Source organism: Rhodococcus sp. HM1 (assembly GCF_023218075.1).
Taxonomy (GTDB): Bacteria; Actinomycetota; Actinomycetes; order Mycobacteriales; family Mycobacteriaceae; genus Rhodococcus.
Genome location: NZ_JALPTB010000052.1, coordinates 1 through 19,511 on the forward strand (window position 1 = coordinate 1; position 19,511 = coordinate 19,511).

The window sequence follows — 19,511 nt, forward strand, 5'->3', positions numbered from 1 at the left end:
GGTCGGGTGGCCAGTCCTTTCAAGCCCCACTCGAGAGTTGGGCAACCAATCATCAGCCTCGCCCGGCCCGCCCGGGTTACAGCACAACGTAACTCTCACGAAGTAACTGCACCTACGAACTTAAGGAACACCATCATGGCCATCACCGTGCGTCGACTCACGGCGCTGCCGGAGCTGGGACTCACCCTCGTAGCCGGCCGCGAGGGAGCCGACCGAGTCATCGAATGGGCGCATCCGATCGAGCTTCCCGATCCCACCCCGTGGTTGTCCGGGGGAGAACTCGTCATGACCACCGGGTTGGAGATCGGTGCCGACGCCGACGACCAGTTCACCTACCTTCAAGGCCTGGTCGCTGCCGGGTGCGTGGCACTGGCGTTCGACACCGGTACCCGGTTCGACAGAGTGCCGGACGGTCTTCGGGCGGCCGGTGACGCACTCGGGTTTCCGGTACTTGCCGTGCCCGCCTCCACCCCCTTCATTGCCATCACCCGCGCAGTCATCGACGAACTGACAGCCGATCAGGTTCGATCGGTGCAGCGCGTCGTCGACCAACAGGAGCGACTGGCCCGTGCCACCCTGCGTGGGGGAGTGCCCGCGGTTGTGACCGCGCTCGGCCAGGCGCTCGCCGGCGTCGTCGCCGTCGTCGACCCCGATGATCGTGTCCTCGCCGAATACGGTTCGGACACGACGCGGGCGATCGGGCACGCCCGCGCAGTATCGGAATCGGCCTCCCGAGCGCCGCGGCGCCGGCAGATGAGCAAGGTGTTGGTGGACGACGGGGACCACTACACCGTTCAGAGCATCGCGGCCGCACCGGACGTCTACGGATACCTTGCCGTCGGCACCGCGGAACCGCTACCGCCGGCCGACCGCTTGCTCCTCGCCCACGCGGTGTCGCTGATCTCCATCGAACTCGGGAAGCCCGCGAAGGTGCAGAGCGCGGAGCAGAGGCTGCGGTCCGCCGTCACCCGGACACTCTTCGACACACCCGAACGTATGGACGCCGGCCTGCTCCGATACTTCGGATTCGAACCGACCGACACGGTCGCGGTCGCCGTGCTGACCGAGATCGGTCCGCTGCTGCCGGCGGAACGGCAGATCGGCGCGGCCCTCGCCGCGGAGGCGGTCCCTTATCTGGCGGCCTCGGTCGATGCGGATGTCGCGGTGGTGCTGCCGGCCGACCGTGCGCGAGAGATCGCGACCCGGATCCACGACCGGGTCCGGGCGCAGCTCGGCCGGAAGGTCCGGTGCGGACTGGGCGGGCCTTGCGTGGTGCTGGATGCGAACACCAGCGTGCATCAAGCTCTCTCGGCGGCACGGGCGGTGCGGGACGGAGAAACGGCACCGGTGGTGTTCGCCGAGCTGGGCACCTTCTCCGTGCTACTGGGCATGCAGGATCGCGATGCCCTACAGGCCATCTCCCGAGCCGGCCTCGAAGCACTCGACGCCTACGACGAGAAGCGTGGGGGAAGTGGGCGACTGGTCGAGACTTTGGCCGCGTACCTCGAGCACAATGCTCAGGCCGAGAGCACCGCCGTAAGGCTGGGCATCCACCGGCACACCCTGCGGAACCGGCTCGCCCGGATCACCGAACTGACGGGTCGCGACCTCGACTCGATCCACACCCGGGTGGAGTGGTGGCTGGCCGTCAAGGCTCGGGAGATGCTCGATGGTCGAGGGGGGCAGGCGCCGACGGTCAGGTGAATTCCCGCCGCCCTGGGACGGTCCGCCCGCTGGCTGTGCCGGACAGGAGATGTTCTGTCGTCCGTACGACGCCCGTCCCGTCACGGCAGGACGCGACGGGACGGGCCCTTCTCCATTCCCTCCGGTCAGTCCGCGGTTCCGCCCAGGGGTGGCGGAGCCGATCGATACCGGACCGGAGTCCTGGAGAAGCTCAACGGGTTTCCGACCTGAGGTGTCGTGCTTCCCGGCACGGACACGACGGCGTCGAGACCGAGACGTCGAGCGAATTCGAAGGCCTCGGCAATGTTGTTGATGGGCCCGGCCGGGACACCCACGCGAGAGAGCTCGTCGTACCAGTAGTCCGACCCGGCCGTCGTGAGGATCGAGGTGATCTCTTCGCGCAGTTCCTCGCGGTGTGCGACGCGCGACGGGTTACTGCTGAACCGCGGGTCGGTGGCCAGTTCCGGCGCGCCTATCGTCTCGGCGAACCGGGTGAACTGCTTGTCGTTTCCCACTGCCAGCGCCAGCGGCCGGTCCTTGGTCGGGAGCACCTCGTACGGGGCGATGCTCGGATGCCGGTTTCCGAGGATACCGGGCACCACCCCGGCGCCGAGATACGCCGATCCCTGATTGACGAGTGACGACAGAAGCACGGCAAGAAGATTGGTTTCGACACGCTGCCCCTCGCCGGTACGCTCCCGGTGATGCAGCGCAGCGAGGATCCCGGCGAGCGCGTGCAGACCCGTGAGCACGTCGACGACCGCGACGCCCACCGTCGTCGGCGTGCCGGCCTCGGGCCCGGTGATGCTCATAAGCCCTCCGGCGGCCTGCACGAGCAGATCGTAGCCCGGTAGGGCCGCTCCGTCCCCGCTCCCGAATCCGGTGACGGAACAGTAGATCAGACCCGGGTTGACGTCGAGCAGGTCGTCGTAGCCCAGGCCGAGCCGCTCCATGGTGCCCGCACGGAAGTTCTCGACCACGATGTCCGCGCGTGCGACGAGCCGCAGGGCTTCGGCCCGGCCCTGCTCCGACGCGAGGTCGAGGACCACGGATGTCTTGTTGCGGTTCACCGAATTGAAGTACGTGGCCGAACCCGCGTCGTCGTAGGGCGGTCCCCATGCCCGGGTGTCGTCGCCGGTGCCCGGACGTTCGACCTTGACGACCTCGGCGCCCATGTCCGCGAGCATCATCGTGGCGTAGGGACCGGCGAGGACCCGGGTGAAATCGGCGACGACGATGCCGTCGAGTGCGCCCTGACTCATGCGATCGGCCTCCCGCCGCGAAGGTAGACGGTCGTGGTGTGAGTGAAGAATTCCCGTGCGGCGCGGCCCTGTTCCTTCGGGCCGTACCCGCTCTTCTTCGCGCCACCGAACGGGACGTGCGGGTCGGCGCCGGCGGATTCGGAGTTGATGTGCAGGATGCCCACGTCCAGGTCCTCGAGCGCCCCGAGCGCACGGGTGAGGTCCTGGGTGAACACTGCCGCCGACAATCCATAATCGCTGTCGTCGGCGAGCGCGAACGCCGCCTCGGTGTCCGCCGCGCGGCACACGGCCAGGACGGGTCCGAACAACTCCTCCCGCCACACGTCGAGCCCGGCGCCGGGTAGCTCGAGCACGGTGGGGGACACGTAGAACCCGGCCGCGAGATCACCGTCCTCGTACGGTCGCCCGCCGCACAGCACTCGGGCACCCTGCCGGACCGCCTCGTCGATACCTGTCCGGATCGACATCCGTGCCGCACCGTCGACCACGGGGCCCATGTGCACGTGCTCGTCCAAGGGATTGCCGACGGTCCACTTCCCGATCCGCGCGACGAGTTCACCGACGAACTCGTCGGCGATGTCGTCGGTGACGATCAGCCGCGAGGTTGCCGTGCACTTCTGCCCCGACGACCGGAACGCACCGAGCAGAACCTGCTCGGCGGCGAGAGCGAGGTCCGCGTCGCCGAGCACGACGGCCGCGTTCTTCCCTCCCATCTCGGCCTGTACCGGCACGCCCCGCGCGGCTCCTGCCGCCGCGAGGCTCCGGCCGACGGCAGTCGAACCGGTGAAGGTCAGCGCGTCGATACCCGGATGATCGGCGATCCCGGCGCCGACCGTGCGGCCGCCGATGACGAGGTTGAGCACCCCAGGCGGCAGGCCCGCATCGGCGAGGGCCTGCATGAGCCGCATCGCCAGCAGCGGCACGGTGCCCGCCGGCTTCCACACCACGGTGTTGCCGTAGGTCAGGGCCGGGGCGATCTTCCAGGCGGGGATGGCGATGGGGAAGTTGAAGGGCGTGATGACCCCGACTACACCGACGGGCTTGCGCGTGACCAGGATCTGCTCCCCACGCCGCGGGGAGGCGAATACCTGACCGGCTTCCCGATCGCCCTCCCCGCCGTAGAAGCGCAGGATCTGGGCGGCGCGGAGCACCTCGGCGACACCCTCGCCGCGCGTCTTGCCTTCCTCGCGGGCGAGTTCCACACCCCACTGTTCGGCGGACGATTCGACGACGGAGGCTGCCCGGGTGAGGACGGCACCGCGTTCGTGCGCGGGGGTCTTCGCCCAGTGTCCCGCCGCGGCGCGCGCGGCGGCGACGGCCGCGTCGACGTCGTCGTCGGCGGCCGCCCGGCCGTGGGCGACGGTGACGTCCGGCTCGGCGGGGCTGATGCTGGTCACGGTCTCGCCCTCGCCGTCGAACCATTTGCCGTCGATATAGTGTTGCAGCAGAACAGGTGTCGTCATGATGTGTCCTTCGACGTGTCGATGGTGCGGGTCAGAAAAATGCGGCCTGACCGGTCGACGCGCGACCGATCGAGCGTTGGTGCATCTCACTGATGCCTTGTAGGCCAGCACCGACTCGAGGTTGTTGTCGTGCCGTGGTGGCGAGTACTTCGGTGTGAAGTCGCCGGCGCCGAGTGCGGTGGTGGTCATGGCCCGCCACCCGGAAATGGAGGTGATCAGAGGGCCGCGAATGCGTCGCGCAGTACCGAGAAAGCCTCGGTGAGCAGTGCATCGGAGATCGACAGCGGCGGCAGGAACCGGAGCACGTTCCCGAAGGTTCCGGCCGTCAGGGTGAGGACTCCGTGGGTCTGACAGTACCGGGTGATCTCCGCGACGGCCTCGCGGTTGGGGTTGGTCGTACCGGGCTCGACGAGTTCGACAGCGATCATGGCGCCGCGGCCACGGACCTCGCCGACGACGGGGTGACGCGTGCCGATGTCGCGCAGTTCCCTCAGCATCAGTGCGCCGATCTCCTGGGCACGATCGAGCAGATGCTGGGCTTCGATCGTCTCGAAGACGCCGAGCGCCGCAGCACACGCCGCGGGGTTACCGCTGTAGGTGCCGCCGATGCCGCCGGGGTGAGCGCGGTCCATGATCTCGGCCCGGCCGGTGACGGCGGCGAGCGGGAGCCCGCCGGCGAGTCCCTTGGCCGTGACGATCAGATCCGGCACGAGTCCCTCGTGCTCGCACGCGAACCACGCTCCGGTGCGGGCGATTCCGGTCTGCACCTCGTCGGCGACGACGAGGATGCCGCGGTCCCGGCAGAAGTCGGCGATGCGCCGAAGGAAACCGTCGGCGGGAACGATGAAGCCCCCTTCACCCTGAATGGGTTCGACGACGACGCAAGCCACCTGGTCCGCACCGATCTGGGCGTCGACGAGCAGACGGAACTGCTCGAACGCCTCCTCCGCGGCACGGTCGGGCCCGCTGGGCCACCGGTAGGGGTAGGCCATCGGCGCGCGATAGACCTCCGGGGCGAACGGACCGAAGGAGTGCTTGTAGGGCTGGTTCTTCGCCGTCATGGTCATCGTCATCAGTGTCCGGCCGTGGAAGGCATGGTCGAACGTGACCACGGCAGACCGACCGGTCGCCGCGCGGGCGTACTTCACTGCGTTCTCGACTGCCTCGCTGCCTGTGTTGAACAGTGCCGTGCGCTTGGCGTGGCTTCCCGGGGTCAGCCGGTTGAGGATCTCGGCGACCTCGATGTACGGCTCGTACGGCGTGGCGAGGAAGCACGTGTGGGTGAACTGCCGCAGCTGCGCGGTGGCGCGCTCGACGACCCGCGGCGCGGAGTTGCCGACGGTGGTGACGGCGATGCCGGAACCGAGGTCGATGAAGGAGTTCCCGTCCACGTCGACGAGCACACCCCCGCCGCCCGCCGCCGCGTAGATCTCGGCGCCACTGGCCAGACCCGCCGGCAACGCGGCGGCGCGGCGTTGCGCCAGTTCGCGGGACCGGGGTCCCGGGATTTCCGTCACGATGCGGCGGGCCTGCTCGAGTCCGGGCCCACCCTGAACGAGTTCCACTGCGGTCATGTCCTTCTCCCTCGGTCGGTTTCCTCGAACTGTAGGAGGGGAGACTCGGGTCGCTGATGTACTACAAGTACAATTCTGCCGTCAATGTGGACAACAAGTACATGTCTGTCTCGGGCGGTTCGCCGCAGACTGACGGCACACCACGGCCGACGCCGGGTGACCGAAAGGACATGCAGATGACCACCGACACCGCCCCCACGCACCCGTACGAACCGGCGCCCACCGACGTCGCCGGGGCCGCGCGACGTCTCGTGTGCTCGCAGGATGCCGGACCGGCCTTGCTGTTCGTGGAGGACTCCGCCTCCGACGGCACCGCCTGTGCAGTCATGAAATGGCCGGGCCGAGACCCGCTGCTGACCGACTCCGTCCACACATTCGAGCACTTCGGACTGCGGATAGACGATCACGAACTGCTGGCGACCGACGATGCGGACTGCCGGGTCCATCGGTTCGCGTTCGTCACGCCCCCGGAGTGGCGATCCGGTTCGCCGCACCGGGTGGCGGCGGTCTTCGACGCCCACGCACAGGGCCGCACCGTCGTCGACGGATACTCCCGCCTCGCCGTCGTCGCCGACGTGGGTGTGCGGGATATCGCCCTGGTCCGGGCCGCAGCCCGCTTCGCCCGCCAGGCGGGTCTGATCATGTCGGAACGGTACGTTGTCGACACACTCTGCCGGCACTCCGGATTTGTCGAAGCCCTGGTCGCCTGCTTCGCCGCGCGCCTCGACCCCGACCGGCCCAATCGGGACGACGCCGCCGAACGGACGCTCGCCGAGCGGCGCGGCGCGGCGGAAAGCCTCGACGAGGACCGCATCCTGCGCAGCCTGGAATCGTTCGTCACCGCCACTGTGCGCACCAATTGGTACCAGCACGACGAACACGGCGCGCCGAAACCGTACGGGGCCTTCATGCTCGATTCCGTTCATCTGGCCGATCCCGGGCCTGTCGTGCCCCACCGCGAGATCTTCGTTCACTCGGACCACGTGGAGGGCATTCACGTGCGGAGCGGCACTGTCGCCCGCGGTGGACTGCGGTTCTCGGACCGTCCTGAGGACTACCGCACCGAGGTCCTCGGTCTGATGAAGACCCAGATCGTGAAGAACGCGCCCATCGTCCCCGTCGGCGCCAAAGGCGCGTTCATCCGGACGAACTCGGATGTAACTCCCGCCCAAGCATATTCGACCTTCATCCGAGGAATGCTCGATCTCGTCGACAACATCGTCGACGGGCAGATCGTCCACCCGGACCGCACCATCGTCCATGGCGGGGACGATGCCTATCTGGTAGTAGCCGCCGACAAGGGCACTGCCCGGTTCTCGGACCTGGCCAACTCCATCGCCGCGGAGTACGACTACTGGCTCGGTGACGCCTTCGCCTCGGGCGGATCGAACGGATACGACCACAAGGTGATGGGCATCACCGCGCGCGGCGCGTGGGTCGCGGTCCGCGAGCACTTCGCCGACCTCGACATCGACGCCGACACCACCGAGTTGACGGCGGTAGGGATCGGGGACATGTCCGGCGACGTCTTCGGCAACGGAATGCTGCTCTCCCCGCATCTGCGCCTCGTCGGCGCCTTCGATCACCGGCACATCTTCCTCGACCCGGATCCCCACCCGGCTCGCGCCTACGCGGAGCGACGTCGACTGTTCGAGCTTCCCGGATCGAGCTGGGACGACTTCGATCGTGACGTCCTATCCGCCGGAGGAGGTGTATGGCCACGCTCCGCGAAGTCCATCACCGTCCCGGAACCGGCACGCCGCCTGCTCGGACTATCCCATCCGACCACCACCCCGGACGGGTTGATCAAGGCGCTGCTGACAGCACCGGTGGACCTGCTCTGGAACGGTGGTGTCGGCACCTACGTCAAGGCCTCTTCCGAGAACCACACTGATGCAGCCGATCCGGCGAACGACACCGTCCGTGTCGACGCGTCGCAGCTGCGGTGTCGCGTCGTGGGAGAGGGCGGCAACCTCGGTTTCACGCAGCGGGCCCGTATCGAGTTCGCGGCCGTCGGCGGGCGTATCAATGCGGACTTCATCGACAACGCGGCCGGGGTGGCCACTTCCGACGCCGAGGTGAATCTGAAGATCGCCCTGGAATCCGCTCGGCGCAAGGGATCTCTGACTCTCGAGAAACGCGACCGGCTGCTCGACGACGCCCGGGACGAGGTGGCCCGGACGGTGCTCCTCATGAACCGGGACCAATCAGTGGCGCTCGGACTTGCCGTCTCACGTGCGGCCCGGCTACTCGGCAGGCACGAGCGGCTCATCATCCACCTCGAGACCAGCGGTATGCGGCGCAGCACCGAGGTACTGCCCACCGTGCAGGAGTTGGCCGCCCGAGCCGGCGCCGGCCGTGGGTTGACCAGACCGGAGATCGCGGTGCTGCTCGCCCGGTCGAAGAACGTTGTGTGCCGGGACCTGCTCGACTCCGACGTGCCCGACGACCCCGTCTTCGCCGCAGTCGCCCTCGAGTACTTCCCCACCCGCATGCGTGACCTGGTGCGGGACGAGATCCGAGACCACCCTCTACGTCGCGAGATCATCGCGACCCGTATGGCCTCCGATCTCGTCGATCATGTCGGTCCGGGAATGATCTACCAGCTCGAGGAACGGTTAGGGGTGCGCACGCCGGCGGTTGCCCGAGCGTACGCAGTGGTCCGGGCGGTGTTCGACACCGACCGGTTGTGGGCCGAAGCGCGGGACCGTTCCGTTTCCGGTGCACACCGCTGGGAGCGGCTCGCCGCGGTCCAGGAGTTCATCGAGCATGCGGTCTTGTGGATTCTGCGGCTGCGGCCGTCGCCCCTCGACGTGACCGCCGAAATCGAGCGACTGAGTGCCGGGGTCGCAGATCTGGTCGGGGTCGGCGTGGCCGGTGACGGACCGGACTTCCGACTTCTCGCCCAGTGCCCGGCGTTGGTGGACACCGCGTACACGCTGGACTGTCCGGCACACCTCGTTGCCCGGATGCACGCGGCGACGGGACCGTTGCTCGGAATCGAGAGGATGTCACTGGATCCGGCCACCGGGTCCCACACTTGGTGGGACAGCATGGCGCGCGCCACCGTGTGGGACGAACTCACCGAAGACCACCACCGCCTCGTCGCCGCAATCCTGCGCCGGGACTGCGATCCACACACCCTGACGGACGTCGACGCGATACTGGCGCGATGGAAGCAGCGGGTTCCGGATGCGATCGCTCGGGTGACACGCCTGACCGACGACCTGTGCCGGGACGGGCGGATCGATCTGGCGCAGGCATGCACGCTCGGTGCGGAACTGCACCTGCTCGTGCGCGCAACGGAGCGGTGACGGGACGGCGCCCTTTTCGGATCCGGGAAATCCGAAAAGGGCGCCACGCCTCGCCGAGGAGGGTGTGCCGTCACGACACCGTGCGGACCTGCCATCACCTCCGCGAAGAACGGTGGAGGTGCGGAAGATCTTGTGGGTCACTGCGCGGTCGGTTCCGTTACCGAGCGTGCACGATCACTCCGCGAATATTCTTGCCGTTGCGCAGATCCTCGTACCCCTGGTTGACTTCCTCGAGTGAATAACGCGTCGTGACGAGTTCGTCGAGTTTCAGTTCGCCCTGGTCGTACATACGCAGCAATCGAACGATGTCGTACTGCGGGTTGGCCGAGCCGAACAAAGTCCCCTTGATCGTCTTCTCGTTGAGCGTCAGATCGGCTCCCGACACATGCACGGTCAGTTTGCTCGGATCGGCCAAACCCGTGATGACGACGGTGCCACCCTTACCGATCACGGCAGTCGCCGCTGCGATCACCTCCTCGTCGACCGTGCCGACCAGGACAAGTGCCTGATCCGCGCCCTGACCCCAGCTCAACTTATTGACCTTCACCGCCGCTTCTTCCGCAGTCGCGAAGGCGTGTGTGGCTCCGAACTTCAATGCTGTCTCCCGCTTGAAGGCAAGCGGATCGACCACGACGACGTACCGTGCCCCGGCCTGCACCGCACCCTTCACGGCGTTGATGCCGAGGCCACCGATGCCGTAGACGACGACGATGTCCCCGGCCCGGACGCCGCCGGCGTACACCGCGGTTCCCCATCCCGAAGGAACACCGCAGCCGACGAGCACCGCGGTCTCGAGGGGCAGCCAGTCGTCCACCTTGACAACCGAGTGCTGCGAGATCGTCGCCCGTTCGGAGAACGTACCCAGCATGCACATGGCTCCGAATTCTGTTCCGCCGGAACGGAACCGGAAACTGCCATCAGGCATCGATCCTTCGAGGATCGTCGCGCCCATGTCGCACAGGTTCTGTCGGCCGGTGGCACAGTAGCGACAGGTTCCGCAGTTGGGGATGAAGCTGCACACGACGTGATCGCCGGGTTCGACCTTGGTGACCCCGGGCCCGACCTCCTCGATGATGCCCGAGCCTTCGTGTCCGCCGACGATGGGATAGCGAGGCGGGAGGTCACCGTCGGTCAGGTGCAGGTCGGAGTGGCACAGTCCCGCCGCGGTGTACTTGATGAGTACCTCGCCGGGGCCGGGACCGTCCAGATCGAGTTCCATGATCTCGAACGGCTTTCCGGCTTCGAGTAGAACAGCAGCCTTGGTCTTCATGTGTTCTCCTGATGAGTTCGGGGTGAGGCCGGAGACGTCAGAGTGCGACGTTGACGGCCTTGGTCTGGGTGTAGAGGTCGATGGCGGCGGCGCCGAGTTCGCGGCCCCACCCGGACTGCTTGTAGCCACCGAACGGCATGGCCGTATCGAAGCCGTTGTACTGGTTGATCCAGACCGATCCGGCCTTCAGTAGGCGTGCGGTGCGGTGCGCCTTCGAGATGTCACGAGTCCAGATGCCGGCAGCCAGTCCGTAGATCGAGTCGTTGGCGGCGGTGACGATGCCGTCGTCGGCATCGAACGGCATCGCGGCAACGACCGGACCGAAGATCTCCTCCCGCACGACGCTGAACTCCGGCTCCACGTCGACCAACACGGTCGGCTCGACGAAGTATCCGGTCTCACCCCAACGCTTACCACCTGTCAGAGCGCGCGCGCCGTCCGCGAGTCCGTCGCGGAGATAGCCGGTGACCCGGTCGAGCTGCTCCTGCGAGACGAGCGGACCCAGCTCGGTCGTGGGGTCGAGCCCGGGACCGATCTTGACCCTGCTCGCGGCCTCTGCGACCGCCTCGGTGAAGCGCTCGAAGATGCTGTTCTCGACGTACAGGCGCGTGCCGGCGACACAGCACTGGCCGTGGTTGAAGAGCCACGCATTGAGCGAACCTTGAACGGCCACATCGAAATCGGCATCGGCGAACACGATGTTGGGACTCTTGCCGCCGAGCTCGAGAGTGACCTTCTTGAGGTTGCCCTTGGCTGCGTCGACGATCTTCTTTCCGACCTCGGTGGAACCGGTGAAGGCGATCTTGTCGACGTCGTCGTGTGCTGACAGCGCGGCACCCGCGTCACCGAAACCGGGTACGACATTGACCACGCCGGGCGGGAAGCCGGCCTCCTCGAAGATCTCGGCGAGCAGCAATGCGGTGAGCGGCGTCTGCTCGGCCGGCTTGAGAATCACCGTGTTGCCGGCTGCGAGAGCGGGTGCGAGCTTCCACGATGCCATGAGCAGTGGGAAGTTCCACGGCACGATCAGCCCGCAGACTCCGATCGGCTCCCTCAGCGTGTACGCGTGGAACTGACCGCCCGGTGCGAACGGCATCGAGACGTTGACCGTGCTGCCCTCGATCTTGGTGGCCCAGCCTGCGTAGTACCGGAAGACGTCGGCCGCCCAGGCCGTGTCGACGGCCGATGCGATCGCGGCGGACTTGCCGTTGTCGAGAGCTTCGAGTTGGCCGAACTCGGCGGCCCGCTCGGTGAGCAGGTCGCCGACCCGCCAGATGAGACGCTCACGCTCGTTCGGCTTCATCGAGGCCCACGGCCCCTCGTCGAACGCACGACGCGCGGCCCGGACGGCCCGGTCGATGTCGGCGGCCTCACCGTGCGCCACGTCGGTGAGGCGCTCGCCGGTGGCGGGGTCGTACGTGACGAACGTGCGGCCGGATGATGCATCGACGAACTCACCGTCGATGTACAGCAGCTTGGTGCCGGCGAGGAACTCGCGCACTCGCGCTGAAACCGACTGCTCGGCAACGACAGTCATGCCAAAACCTCCTGGATGCGATGCATATGATGCGGAACACGATCATCGTGCTGCGTGGGAGAGCGGCGGAACTGTTCAAGCTTTGGACAGCGATCGGTCACACGGTGATGTCGAGCGCCCGGATCCGGCTATACAACGTCGTGCGGCTGATACCGAGCCGGGCAGCTGCGTGCACCTTGTTACCGCAACTTTCCTGCAACGCATCTATGATCGCTTCCCGCTCGGCGCGTTCGCGGCCGCCGAGGCGGGCCACCCGAGCGGGTGCACGGTAGGCCTCGGGCAGGTCCTCGATCCGGATCGGGATGCCGCCCTTGTCGGGAAGTCCCGCAAGGACCGCACGCAGTTCGACGAGATTGCCAGGCCATGTGTGTTCCGACAGCGCAGCCAAGGCGCTGGGGCCCAAACGGATATCAGAACGGCCGAGCTCGGTGGCAAGCGCGGTGACGAGCGCCGGCAGTTCACGGGTTCGCTGCCGTAGGGCGGGCACTGCCACCTGTGCGCCGCAGCGGGCAAGCAGGTCTCGCACCGCAGGTCGGATAGTGTCGACGGGATCGGCGGTGAACACGAGTCTCGGTCCGTCGGCGCGCGTGGCGAGCGATCCCAGCAGCGCGAGGACCGAGTTCGGGCCGAGGTGGACGTGTTCGATCAGGACGTGCGCGGGTCCGGTCGCGATGTGCCTGAGTAGTCCGGCGGACCAGTTGCGTTCGCCCTCGGCTATCACGTGTGCGGCATCCACGGCCACGATCGGTCCCGCTGCATACTCTCGCGCGGCCCAGCTCCGACCGCTGCCGACCTCGCCGATGATGGCGATTGCACCAGTGCTGGAACGTAATTCGGCCATGCGGGCGCGTATCCGGGAGGTCGCATCCTGAGGCGTGGCCCGCCGGCGCACGGGCGGGCGGCTCTCATCGACACCGAGCAGGAACAGCGCACCGCTCTCAGTGCCGGACACGCGGTTGATGTGAAGCTCGGTGTGCCCGCCCCCGGAGAGAGCGAAGTCGAGCGTCCGTGTCTCGCCGGGCGGCACGTCGTCCACGAGCGCGCGCAACGCCACGTGATCACTTGGTTCGAGCAGTTCGACGGCGGCCTTGTTGGTGAGCATGACGTCCTGCCCCATTGCAGCCACGGCCACGCCACGTTGGCGGGCCGCGATCCGGAACGCGTCCATGACGCGGCGATCCGATTCACGTGCCCCCTCGAGCAGTCGCGCCTCGATATCGCGGACTGCCCGTGCGAGGAATGGCACGAATAGGGGGTTGGCCGTCTTCTCGGTCGCGGTGATGTCGAGGATGCCTTCGATTCTGCGCGTGACCGGATGCACTATCGGGTGACCGTAACAACTGAACTGCCGGAACGACTCGAGGAAATGCTCGTCGCCGTGAACGACGAGACCCTGACGCACCTCGAGGGGGGTCCCGAGCGCGTTCGTCCCGTACGTCTCCTCGGACAGCGCGACGCCGGGCAGCACCCCGACATCTTCCATAGCGGACCTCATCGCGTCCGAGTCGAACACCCTCGAGACGACACAGCAGTTGCGATCGACGAGCAGGATCCCACATTCCGTGCCTGCCAGCTGTACCCGTAATTCATCGAGCACAGGTCGGGCGGCCTGCAGCAACCGTTCTGCCGAGTCCGCCGGGGCGAGCAGGGTCGGTTCCGGAACCTGTGCCGGATCGATGCCACTGAGCTGCGAGCGCTTCCAGGACAGTTCGATCTCCGGCCGTAAGGCGTGCATCACCGTTCCCCTTCCAATCGTGCCCGGCGATCAGCGGGGAGCGACATCGCCCACGTCACGATCCTGCTGGTTGCCGTCACCGGGAACTCATCGACCGGGCCCACGGACCGGGAGATCTTGTGGTCGGCGGAACGCTCGGTGCGGCACCCGGGTTGCGACGCAGCCGATTCGTCATCGCGTCTCCTTTCCGGGCACAGGTCACGGTGCCTACGGGAGGTCCCTGTCGGCGCCGATCTGCAAACGTACTCACCCGAGTGTGGTCCAGGTAATATTCGCCCATCCCACATTCGGTAACTGTTCAGATTCTGAACACCGAGAACCGCCGATGTGGGGAAAGAGGCAACGGTGGCAGTGGCACGGCTCGAGTTCGGCGGCCCCGCGACCGTGATCGGACTGGAGAGCACCAGTGCTTCGCATTCTTCGGGGTCGTCTCGAGCGTCCGGATCCTGCGTACCCACTCCTCCAGGGCGGCACGTTCATCGTCGGACACGATCGGTTCGGCCTCGGACCGCCCAGTACGTGCCATCCACCTGTTCATACGCTTGTGAACAGAATGCCCGACTCAGGACACTAGGCCTCGGTGGCCTCGACCGCGGCCTTGGTGAGGGCAAAGGCCCGGTTGCTGTTGGGCACCCCCGCGTAGACGGCGGTGTGCAGGAAAACCTCGACGAGCTCGTCCGGGTCCACACCGGCGCGCAACGCCGCCCGGATGTGCATGTCGAGTTCGTGCTCGTTGCCGACCGCGGTGAGGATGGCGAGGGTCAGCAGCCGGCGGGTGTGGTGGTCCAGACCGGGCCGCGCCCAGATGTCGCCCCACGCGGTGCGGGTGATGAAATCCTGGAACGGCGCAGTGATCTCGGTGGCCGCCGCCATCGCGCGGTCGACGTGGGCGTCGCCGAGCACCGAGCGCCGCACCCGCATGCCCAGGTCGAACGCGGCGGTGCGCTGGGCACCGGCGGGAGTCGCGCGGGTGAGGTGTTCGCGGACGAGGGCGGTGACCCGGCCGGCCTGCTCGACGCTCGCCAGGTGCGCTGCGGGGTCGACGACGTGGAAGCCGGCGCCGGCGATGCCGTCGGCGAGCCGGCGCATCACGTCCGGCGGGGTCGCCGGGTCCTGGGCACCCGCGATCACGAGGGTGGGCGCGACGATCCGGGCCAGGTCGGCGCGGCCGTCCCACGTCGCGAGCGCCTCGCAGCACCCGGCGTACCCCTCGTCGCTCGTCGCGGACACCATCGCGACGTGGCGGTCGATCAGGTCGCGGTCGCGCGCGGCGAGCTCGGGGGTGAACCAGCGACCGACGATCGACTCGGCGATCGAGGCCACGCCCTCGGCGCGGACGGTCACGGCCCGTTCCCGCCACGGTTCGGCCGGGAGGAAGGCTGTCGAGGTGCAGAGCAGCGTGAGCGTGCGGACACGTGCCGGATGATGCGCGGCGAGCCACTGTCCGACGGCCCCGCCGAGGGACAACCCCACGACGTGGACGGTGTCGAGAGCGAGTGCGTCGAGCAGCGCGACGACGTCGCCGCCGAGGTCGTCCATCGTGTACGGGCCGTCGACGACCGGTGACTTGCCGTGCCCGCGGTGGTCCACGGCGACGACGTGCGCGAGCGGTGACAGCGCGGCGATCTGCGGCTCCCACATCGACAGGTCGGAGCCGAGCGACCCGAGCAGCAGCACCGCGGGCGCGGAGGGGTCGCCGTGCTGTTCGTAGTGGAGAGCGACGGTCATGCCGGTCCTTCCGTTGTGTGGTGGCGGGCGACCGCGCGGTCGACGAGATCGCCCGCGTGACCGAGATAGTGTGTGGGGTCGAGCAACTCGCGCACCCGGTCGGCACCGAGAGGTCCGGTGATCGCCGGGTCGCGGTCGAGTGGGGTCCCGGCCAGGGCCGCGGCGGTGACGATGTCGCGGGCGTTGTCGGTGTGCTCGGCCAGCGCCGCGGTGACCTTCTCCGCGAGGATCGCGCCTCCGGTGAGCCCGAGGTTGCGGGCCAGCGCGTCGGGGTGCACGTGCAACCCGCCGAGGCTCACCGAAAGCTGGTGTGCCGCACCACCGGACAGCCGGATCAGGTCGGTGAGTGTCTCCCACTCGGCATGCCAGGCACCGGCTGCGCGGGCGAACTCGTGGTCCGCCGCGGCGAGCACCGTGGCGACCAGACCCGGCACCCGTCGCGCGGCGGCCCGCGCGGTGATCGCCGCGACCGGATTGCGTTTGTGCGGCATGGCGGAAGATCCGCCGGGTGCGTCCTCGCCGACCTCGCCGAATTCGGTTGCGGCCATGAGCACGATGTCGGTGGCGGCCTTCGACACCGATCCGGTGGCGACACCGAGCGCGGAGGCGAGAGTCGTGACCGGGGTGCGCACGGTGTGCCACGGCACGATCGGCCGGGCGAGGCCGAGCAGGTCCGCGAGCGTGTCGGCGAACGCGAGACCCTCGGGATACACCGCGGCGAGAGTTCCTGCCGCACCGCCGTACTGGACCGGAAGCATGTCCAGCGCCCGCTCGATCGCGGCGACACCGTCGTCGAGCGCGACGAGCCAGGTCGCCGCGAGCGCCCCGAAGGTCGTGGGCAACGCCTGCTGGCCGAGCGTGCGGGCGACCATCGGGGTGTCGCGATAGGTGGACGCGAGCCGTGCCGCGGCGTCGGCTGCGGCCCGCAGGTCGGCGACGATGCGTCGACCGGCCTTGCGGGCCAATAACATCAGCGCGGTGTCGAGCACGTCCTGGCTGGTGGCCCCGACGTGCACGGCGGCGGCCGGCGCATCGGCGCGTTCCCGCAGGATCTTCACCAGCGGGATCACCGGATTGCCGCCGGCCGCGGAGAGCGTGCCGAGTTCGGCCGGGTCCAGGTCGCGGGCGATCGACGCGGCCGCCGCGGCAACCGCTGCGACGTCGGCGGCGGTGGCCCGGCCGTGACGTTCCGCGGCACGGGTGATCGCCACCTCGACGTCGAGCAGGGCCGTCAGCCATGCGTGATCGGACAGCATCGGCGCGAGATCCCCGGCCCCGAAGACCGGGTCGAACAGGCTCCCGCGGGTGTGGTCGGACCGTGCCGGCTCGGACAACGCAGGCTCCCGTCTAGATCGAGAAGAACGGTGTCTCGACACCGTTCGGATCGAGGTCCTGAACGTACACCGTCCACTCGTAGCCGTCGCCGGTCTTGTCGGCGACGAGCTTGGCGCGCTGCGACTCGGGTAGGGCCGTCAGTACCGGATCGGTCGCGTGCTCCGCGAGGTCCTCGGGGAAATACATGCGCGTGTACAGGCGATCCAGCGTGCCGCGGGCGAAGATCCCGACCAGCAGGTGCGGCGCCTGGCCGTCGCCGGAACCCGGCTTGACGGTGTGCACGACGGCCGTTCCCGTCTCGTCGGCGGCGCTGCGGGCGAAGCCCCGGAATCCCGGTGCGCCGTAACGGCCGTCGGTGTCGGCCTGCCACGTCTCGAGCATCGCGTCGGCCATGGGTTCGCGGTGGCCGTCGAGGACCGTGATGCGGACCGTGATGCGGCCGGGAGTATCTGCGGGGACGACGTTCTCGCCGTCGGTGCCCCAGTCGAGACCGATCTTCCAGTAGGGTCCGACGGTCTGCGACGGTGTCGGGCCGAAGGTGGCGGTGCTCTGGTCGCCGGGGGTGACGGGGTAACGGGGAGCGAAGTCACTCATCGTCGTCCTCCTCGTTCTCGAAGGGGGTGGCCTCGCGGCCGCGCAGCACGATATCGAAGCGGAACCCGAGGGCCCAGTTGTCGACGGTGGCGTCGTAGTCGAACACGCTGACCATGCGGTGCCGCGCCTCGGCGGGCACCGAGTTGTAGATCGGGTCCTGGAAGAACAGCGGGTCGTCCGGGAAGTACATCTGGGTGACGAGCCGCTGCGTGAACGCCGTGCCGAACAGGGAGAAGTGGATGTGCGCGGGCCGCCACGCGTTGTGGTGGTTGCGCCACGGGTAGGCACCGGGTTTGACGGTGGTGAAACGGTATCCGCCCTGCGCGTCGGTGACGCAGCGGCCGACGCCGTTGAAGTACGGGTCGAGGGGAGCGGGCCAGCTGTCGTTCACGTGGCGGTACCGGCCGGCGGCGTTGGCCTGCCACACCTCGACGAGGGTGTGCGGGACGGGCTTGCCGTCGCTGTCGAGGACGCGGCCGTGGACGATGATGCGCTGGCCGGCTGCTTCGCCGCCGTTGGCGAGGGTCAGGTCGGCGTCGCCGTCCTGCACCCGGTCCTCACCGAAGACGGGGCCGGTCAGCTCGCCGAGGCGCTGCGGGATCAGCGTGAGGGGCTGGGCGGGGCGGCGCAGGGCGGTGGTCCGGTAGTCCGGGAAGTCCAGTGGTGGGTGCACGCCCTCGGGGCGGAAGAATCGTGGTGGCAGATGAAGCACAGGAACCTCGCGTGTCGAATCGGGAAGGGACGGGGGCGACGTGGTGTCAGTTGTCGGGGCCGCCGGTGTACGCCTCGGCGAGGTACTGCCGGCCGTACCGGGAACCGGTGACGGCAGCGAGCTCGCCGAGGGCGCGACGGCGTTCGAACGATGTTGCATCGGAACGGGTGTGGAGCATGGAGGTCATCCAATAGGAGAAGTTCTGCGCCTTCCACACCCGCTGCAGCGCGGTGTCGCTGTAGGCGTCGAGCAGCGCACCCGAACCGGTCGAGAAGAAGGAGTCGAGGGCACGGAACAGCACGCGTACGTCCGCCAGCGCGAGGTTCAGGCCCTTCGCACCGGTGGGCGGGACGGTGTGCCCGGCGTCGCCGGCCAGGAAGAGGTTGCCGTGGCGCATCGGTTCACACACGTAGGACCGGAACGGCAGCACCATCTGCTCGAAGATGCGGCCGCGCTTCAACTCGAGACCGTCGGGGCCGTCGACGCGCCGCTGCAGTTCGTCCCAGATGCGTTCCTCGCTCCAGCTCGAGGCGTCCTCGGCCGGGTCGCACTGGAAGTACATGCGCTGCACCGCCTCGCTGCGCTGACTGATCAGCGCGAAGCCGTATTCCGATCGGGCGTAGATCAATTCGGGTGCGCTCGGCGGCGCTTCGGTGAGGATGCCGAACCAGGCGAACGGATACTCGATGAAGTGGTCGGTGCGCACGTCAGCCGGAATCGCCTTGCGGCAGATGCTCTGTGATCCGTCCGCGCCCACGAGGATGCGGCAGTGGATCTCGATCTCGGTGCCGTCGGCCTCGGTGACGCGGATCTTGGGCGTGTCGGTGGTGACGTCGAGAACCTCGGTGTCGCGGACGCCGTAGCGGACATCGCCGCCGTCACGCTCGCGCGCCGCGGCGAGGTCCACGAAGACCTCGTTCTGCGGGTACAGCCACACCGACTCGCCGACGAGGTCCTGGAAGTCGATGCGGTGGCTGCGCCCGTCGAACCGCAGGTCGATGCCGTCGTGCCGGTGGCCTTCGGACAGCACGCGACCGTTGACGCCGCTGTCGGTCAGCAGCTTCACCGATCCATGCTCGAGAATGCCCGCGCGGTGGGTGGTGCGGATGGTCTCGCGGTCGCGCTTCTCGACGACGATGTTGTCGATGCCGGCCTTCGCCAGCAGGTGCGAGAGCATCAGCCCGGCCGGACCGCCACCGACGATGCCGACCTGCGTGGTGACGGTCGTTCGGGGTGCGGTCATCGGATTCCTCCAGGGGTGCTCGGATGAACGCAAGTGTGGTGCGCACCTCACCCGAAGCGAA

13 protein-coding genes are annotated in these 19,511 nt (G+C 68.1%); 2 read left to right on the forward strand and 11 right to left on the reverse strand.

Annotated elements, in window-relative coordinates; all coding sequences use genetic code 11:
• Positions 1-135: 135 nt before the first annotated feature.
• Entirely contained in the window at positions 136-1,704 is a 1,569-nt protein-coding gene (locus M1M07_RS23015; RefSeq protein ID WP_248675652.1) for a PucR family transcriptional regulator, read from the forward strand.
• Between the two features lie 125 nt (positions 1,705-1,829).
• On the opposite strand, the gene M1M07_RS23020 is transcribed toward M1M07_RS23015, so the two are convergent.
• The 3 genes from M1M07_RS23020 to gabT all read right to left on the reverse strand — a co-directional run bounded on the left by M1M07_RS23020 (position 1,830) and on the right by gabT (position 5,982).
• The gene (locus M1M07_RS23020; protein ID WP_248675653.1) at positions 1,830-2,945 is read right to left on the reverse strand and encodes a CaiB/BaiF CoA-transferase family protein; all 1,116 of its coding nucleotides are present in this window, start codon (positions 2,943-2,945) and stop codon (positions 1,830-1,832) included.
• Complete coding sequence (locus M1M07_RS23025; protein WP_197250668.1) at positions 2,942-4,408, reverse strand: aldehyde dehydrogenase family protein; 1,467 nt, start codon at positions 4,406-4,408, stop codon at positions 2,942-2,944. Before M1M07_RS23025 ends, M1M07_RS23020 begins: the two co-directional genes overlap by 4 nt.
• A gap of 215 nt (positions 4,409-4,623) precedes the next feature.
• The gene (gene gabT / locus M1M07_RS23030; protein WP_248675654.1) at positions 4,624-5,982 is read right to left on the reverse strand and encodes a 4-aminobutyrate--2-oxoglutarate transaminase; all 1,359 of its coding nucleotides are present in this window, start codon (positions 5,980-5,982) and stop codon (positions 4,624-4,626) included.
• Positions 5,983-6,158: 176 nt separating this feature from the next.
• Between gabT and M1M07_RS23035 the strand changes: the two genes are divergently transcribed.
• Positions 6,159-9,296: an NAD-glutamate dehydrogenase domain-containing protein gene (locus tag M1M07_RS23035; protein ID WP_248675655.1), complete on the forward strand. Its 3,138-nt coding sequence runs from the start codon at positions 6,159-6,161 to the stop codon at positions 9,294-9,296.
• A 157-nt stretch (positions 9,297-9,453) separates the two neighbouring features.
• Here the strand turns inward: M1M07_RS23035 and M1M07_RS23040 are convergent, their stop codons facing one another.
• The 8 genes from M1M07_RS23040 to M1M07_RS23075 form a co-directional block, all read right to left on the reverse strand.
• A complete protein-coding gene (locus tag M1M07_RS23040) occupies positions 9,454-10,566 on the reverse strand; it encodes an NDMA-dependent alcohol dehydrogenase (protein WP_248675656.1) in 1,113 nt (370 codons plus the stop codon).
• 37 nt (positions 10,567-10,603) lie between these two features.
• Complete coding sequence (locus tag M1M07_RS23045; protein WP_248675657.1) at positions 10,604-12,103, reverse strand: aldehyde dehydrogenase family protein; 1,500 nt, start codon at positions 12,101-12,103, stop codon at positions 10,604-10,606.
• A gap of 97 nt (positions 12,104-12,200) precedes the next feature.
• Positions 12,201-13,424, reverse strand: a complete 1,224-nt coding sequence (locus M1M07_RS23050; RefSeq protein ID WP_248675658.1) for a helix-turn-helix domain-containing protein — start codon at positions 13,422-13,424, stop codon at positions 12,201-12,203.
• Positions 13,425-14,408: 984 nt separating this feature from the next.
• Positions 14,409-15,566 carry a 3-oxoadipate enol-lactonase gene (gene pcaD / locus M1M07_RS23055; RefSeq protein WP_248675659.1) on the reverse strand — a complete coding sequence of 386 codons (1,158 nt, stop codon included), beginning with the start codon at positions 15,564-15,566 and terminating at the stop codon, positions 14,409-14,411.
• The gene (locus M1M07_RS23060) at positions 15,563-16,900 is read right to left on the reverse strand and encodes a lyase family protein (protein ID WP_248675660.1); all 1,338 of its coding nucleotides are present in this window, start codon (positions 16,898-16,900) and stop codon (positions 15,563-15,565) included. The genes pcaD and M1M07_RS23060 overlap by 4 nt, the downstream gene beginning before the upstream one ends.
• 13 nt (positions 16,901-16,913) lie before the next feature.
• Positions 16,914-17,495: a protocatechuate 3,4-dioxygenase subunit alpha gene (gene pcaG / locus M1M07_RS23065; protein ID WP_197250178.1), complete on the reverse strand. Its 582-nt coding sequence runs from the start codon at positions 17,493-17,495 to the stop codon at positions 16,914-16,916.
• A complete protein-coding gene (gene pcaH, locus M1M07_RS23070) occupies positions 17,488-18,207 on the reverse strand; it encodes a protocatechuate 3,4-dioxygenase subunit beta (protein WP_248675661.1) in 720 nt (239 codons plus the stop codon). Before pcaH ends, pcaG begins: the two co-directional genes overlap by 8 nt.
• 46 nt (positions 18,208-18,253) lie before the next feature.
• Positions 18,254-19,450 (reverse strand): 4-hydroxybenzoate 3-monooxygenase, encoded by a 1,197-nt coding sequence (locus M1M07_RS23075; protein WP_248675662.1) that lies wholly within the window; start codon positions 19,448-19,450, stop codon positions 18,254-18,256.
• Positions 19,451-19,511: the final 61 nt, after the last annotated feature.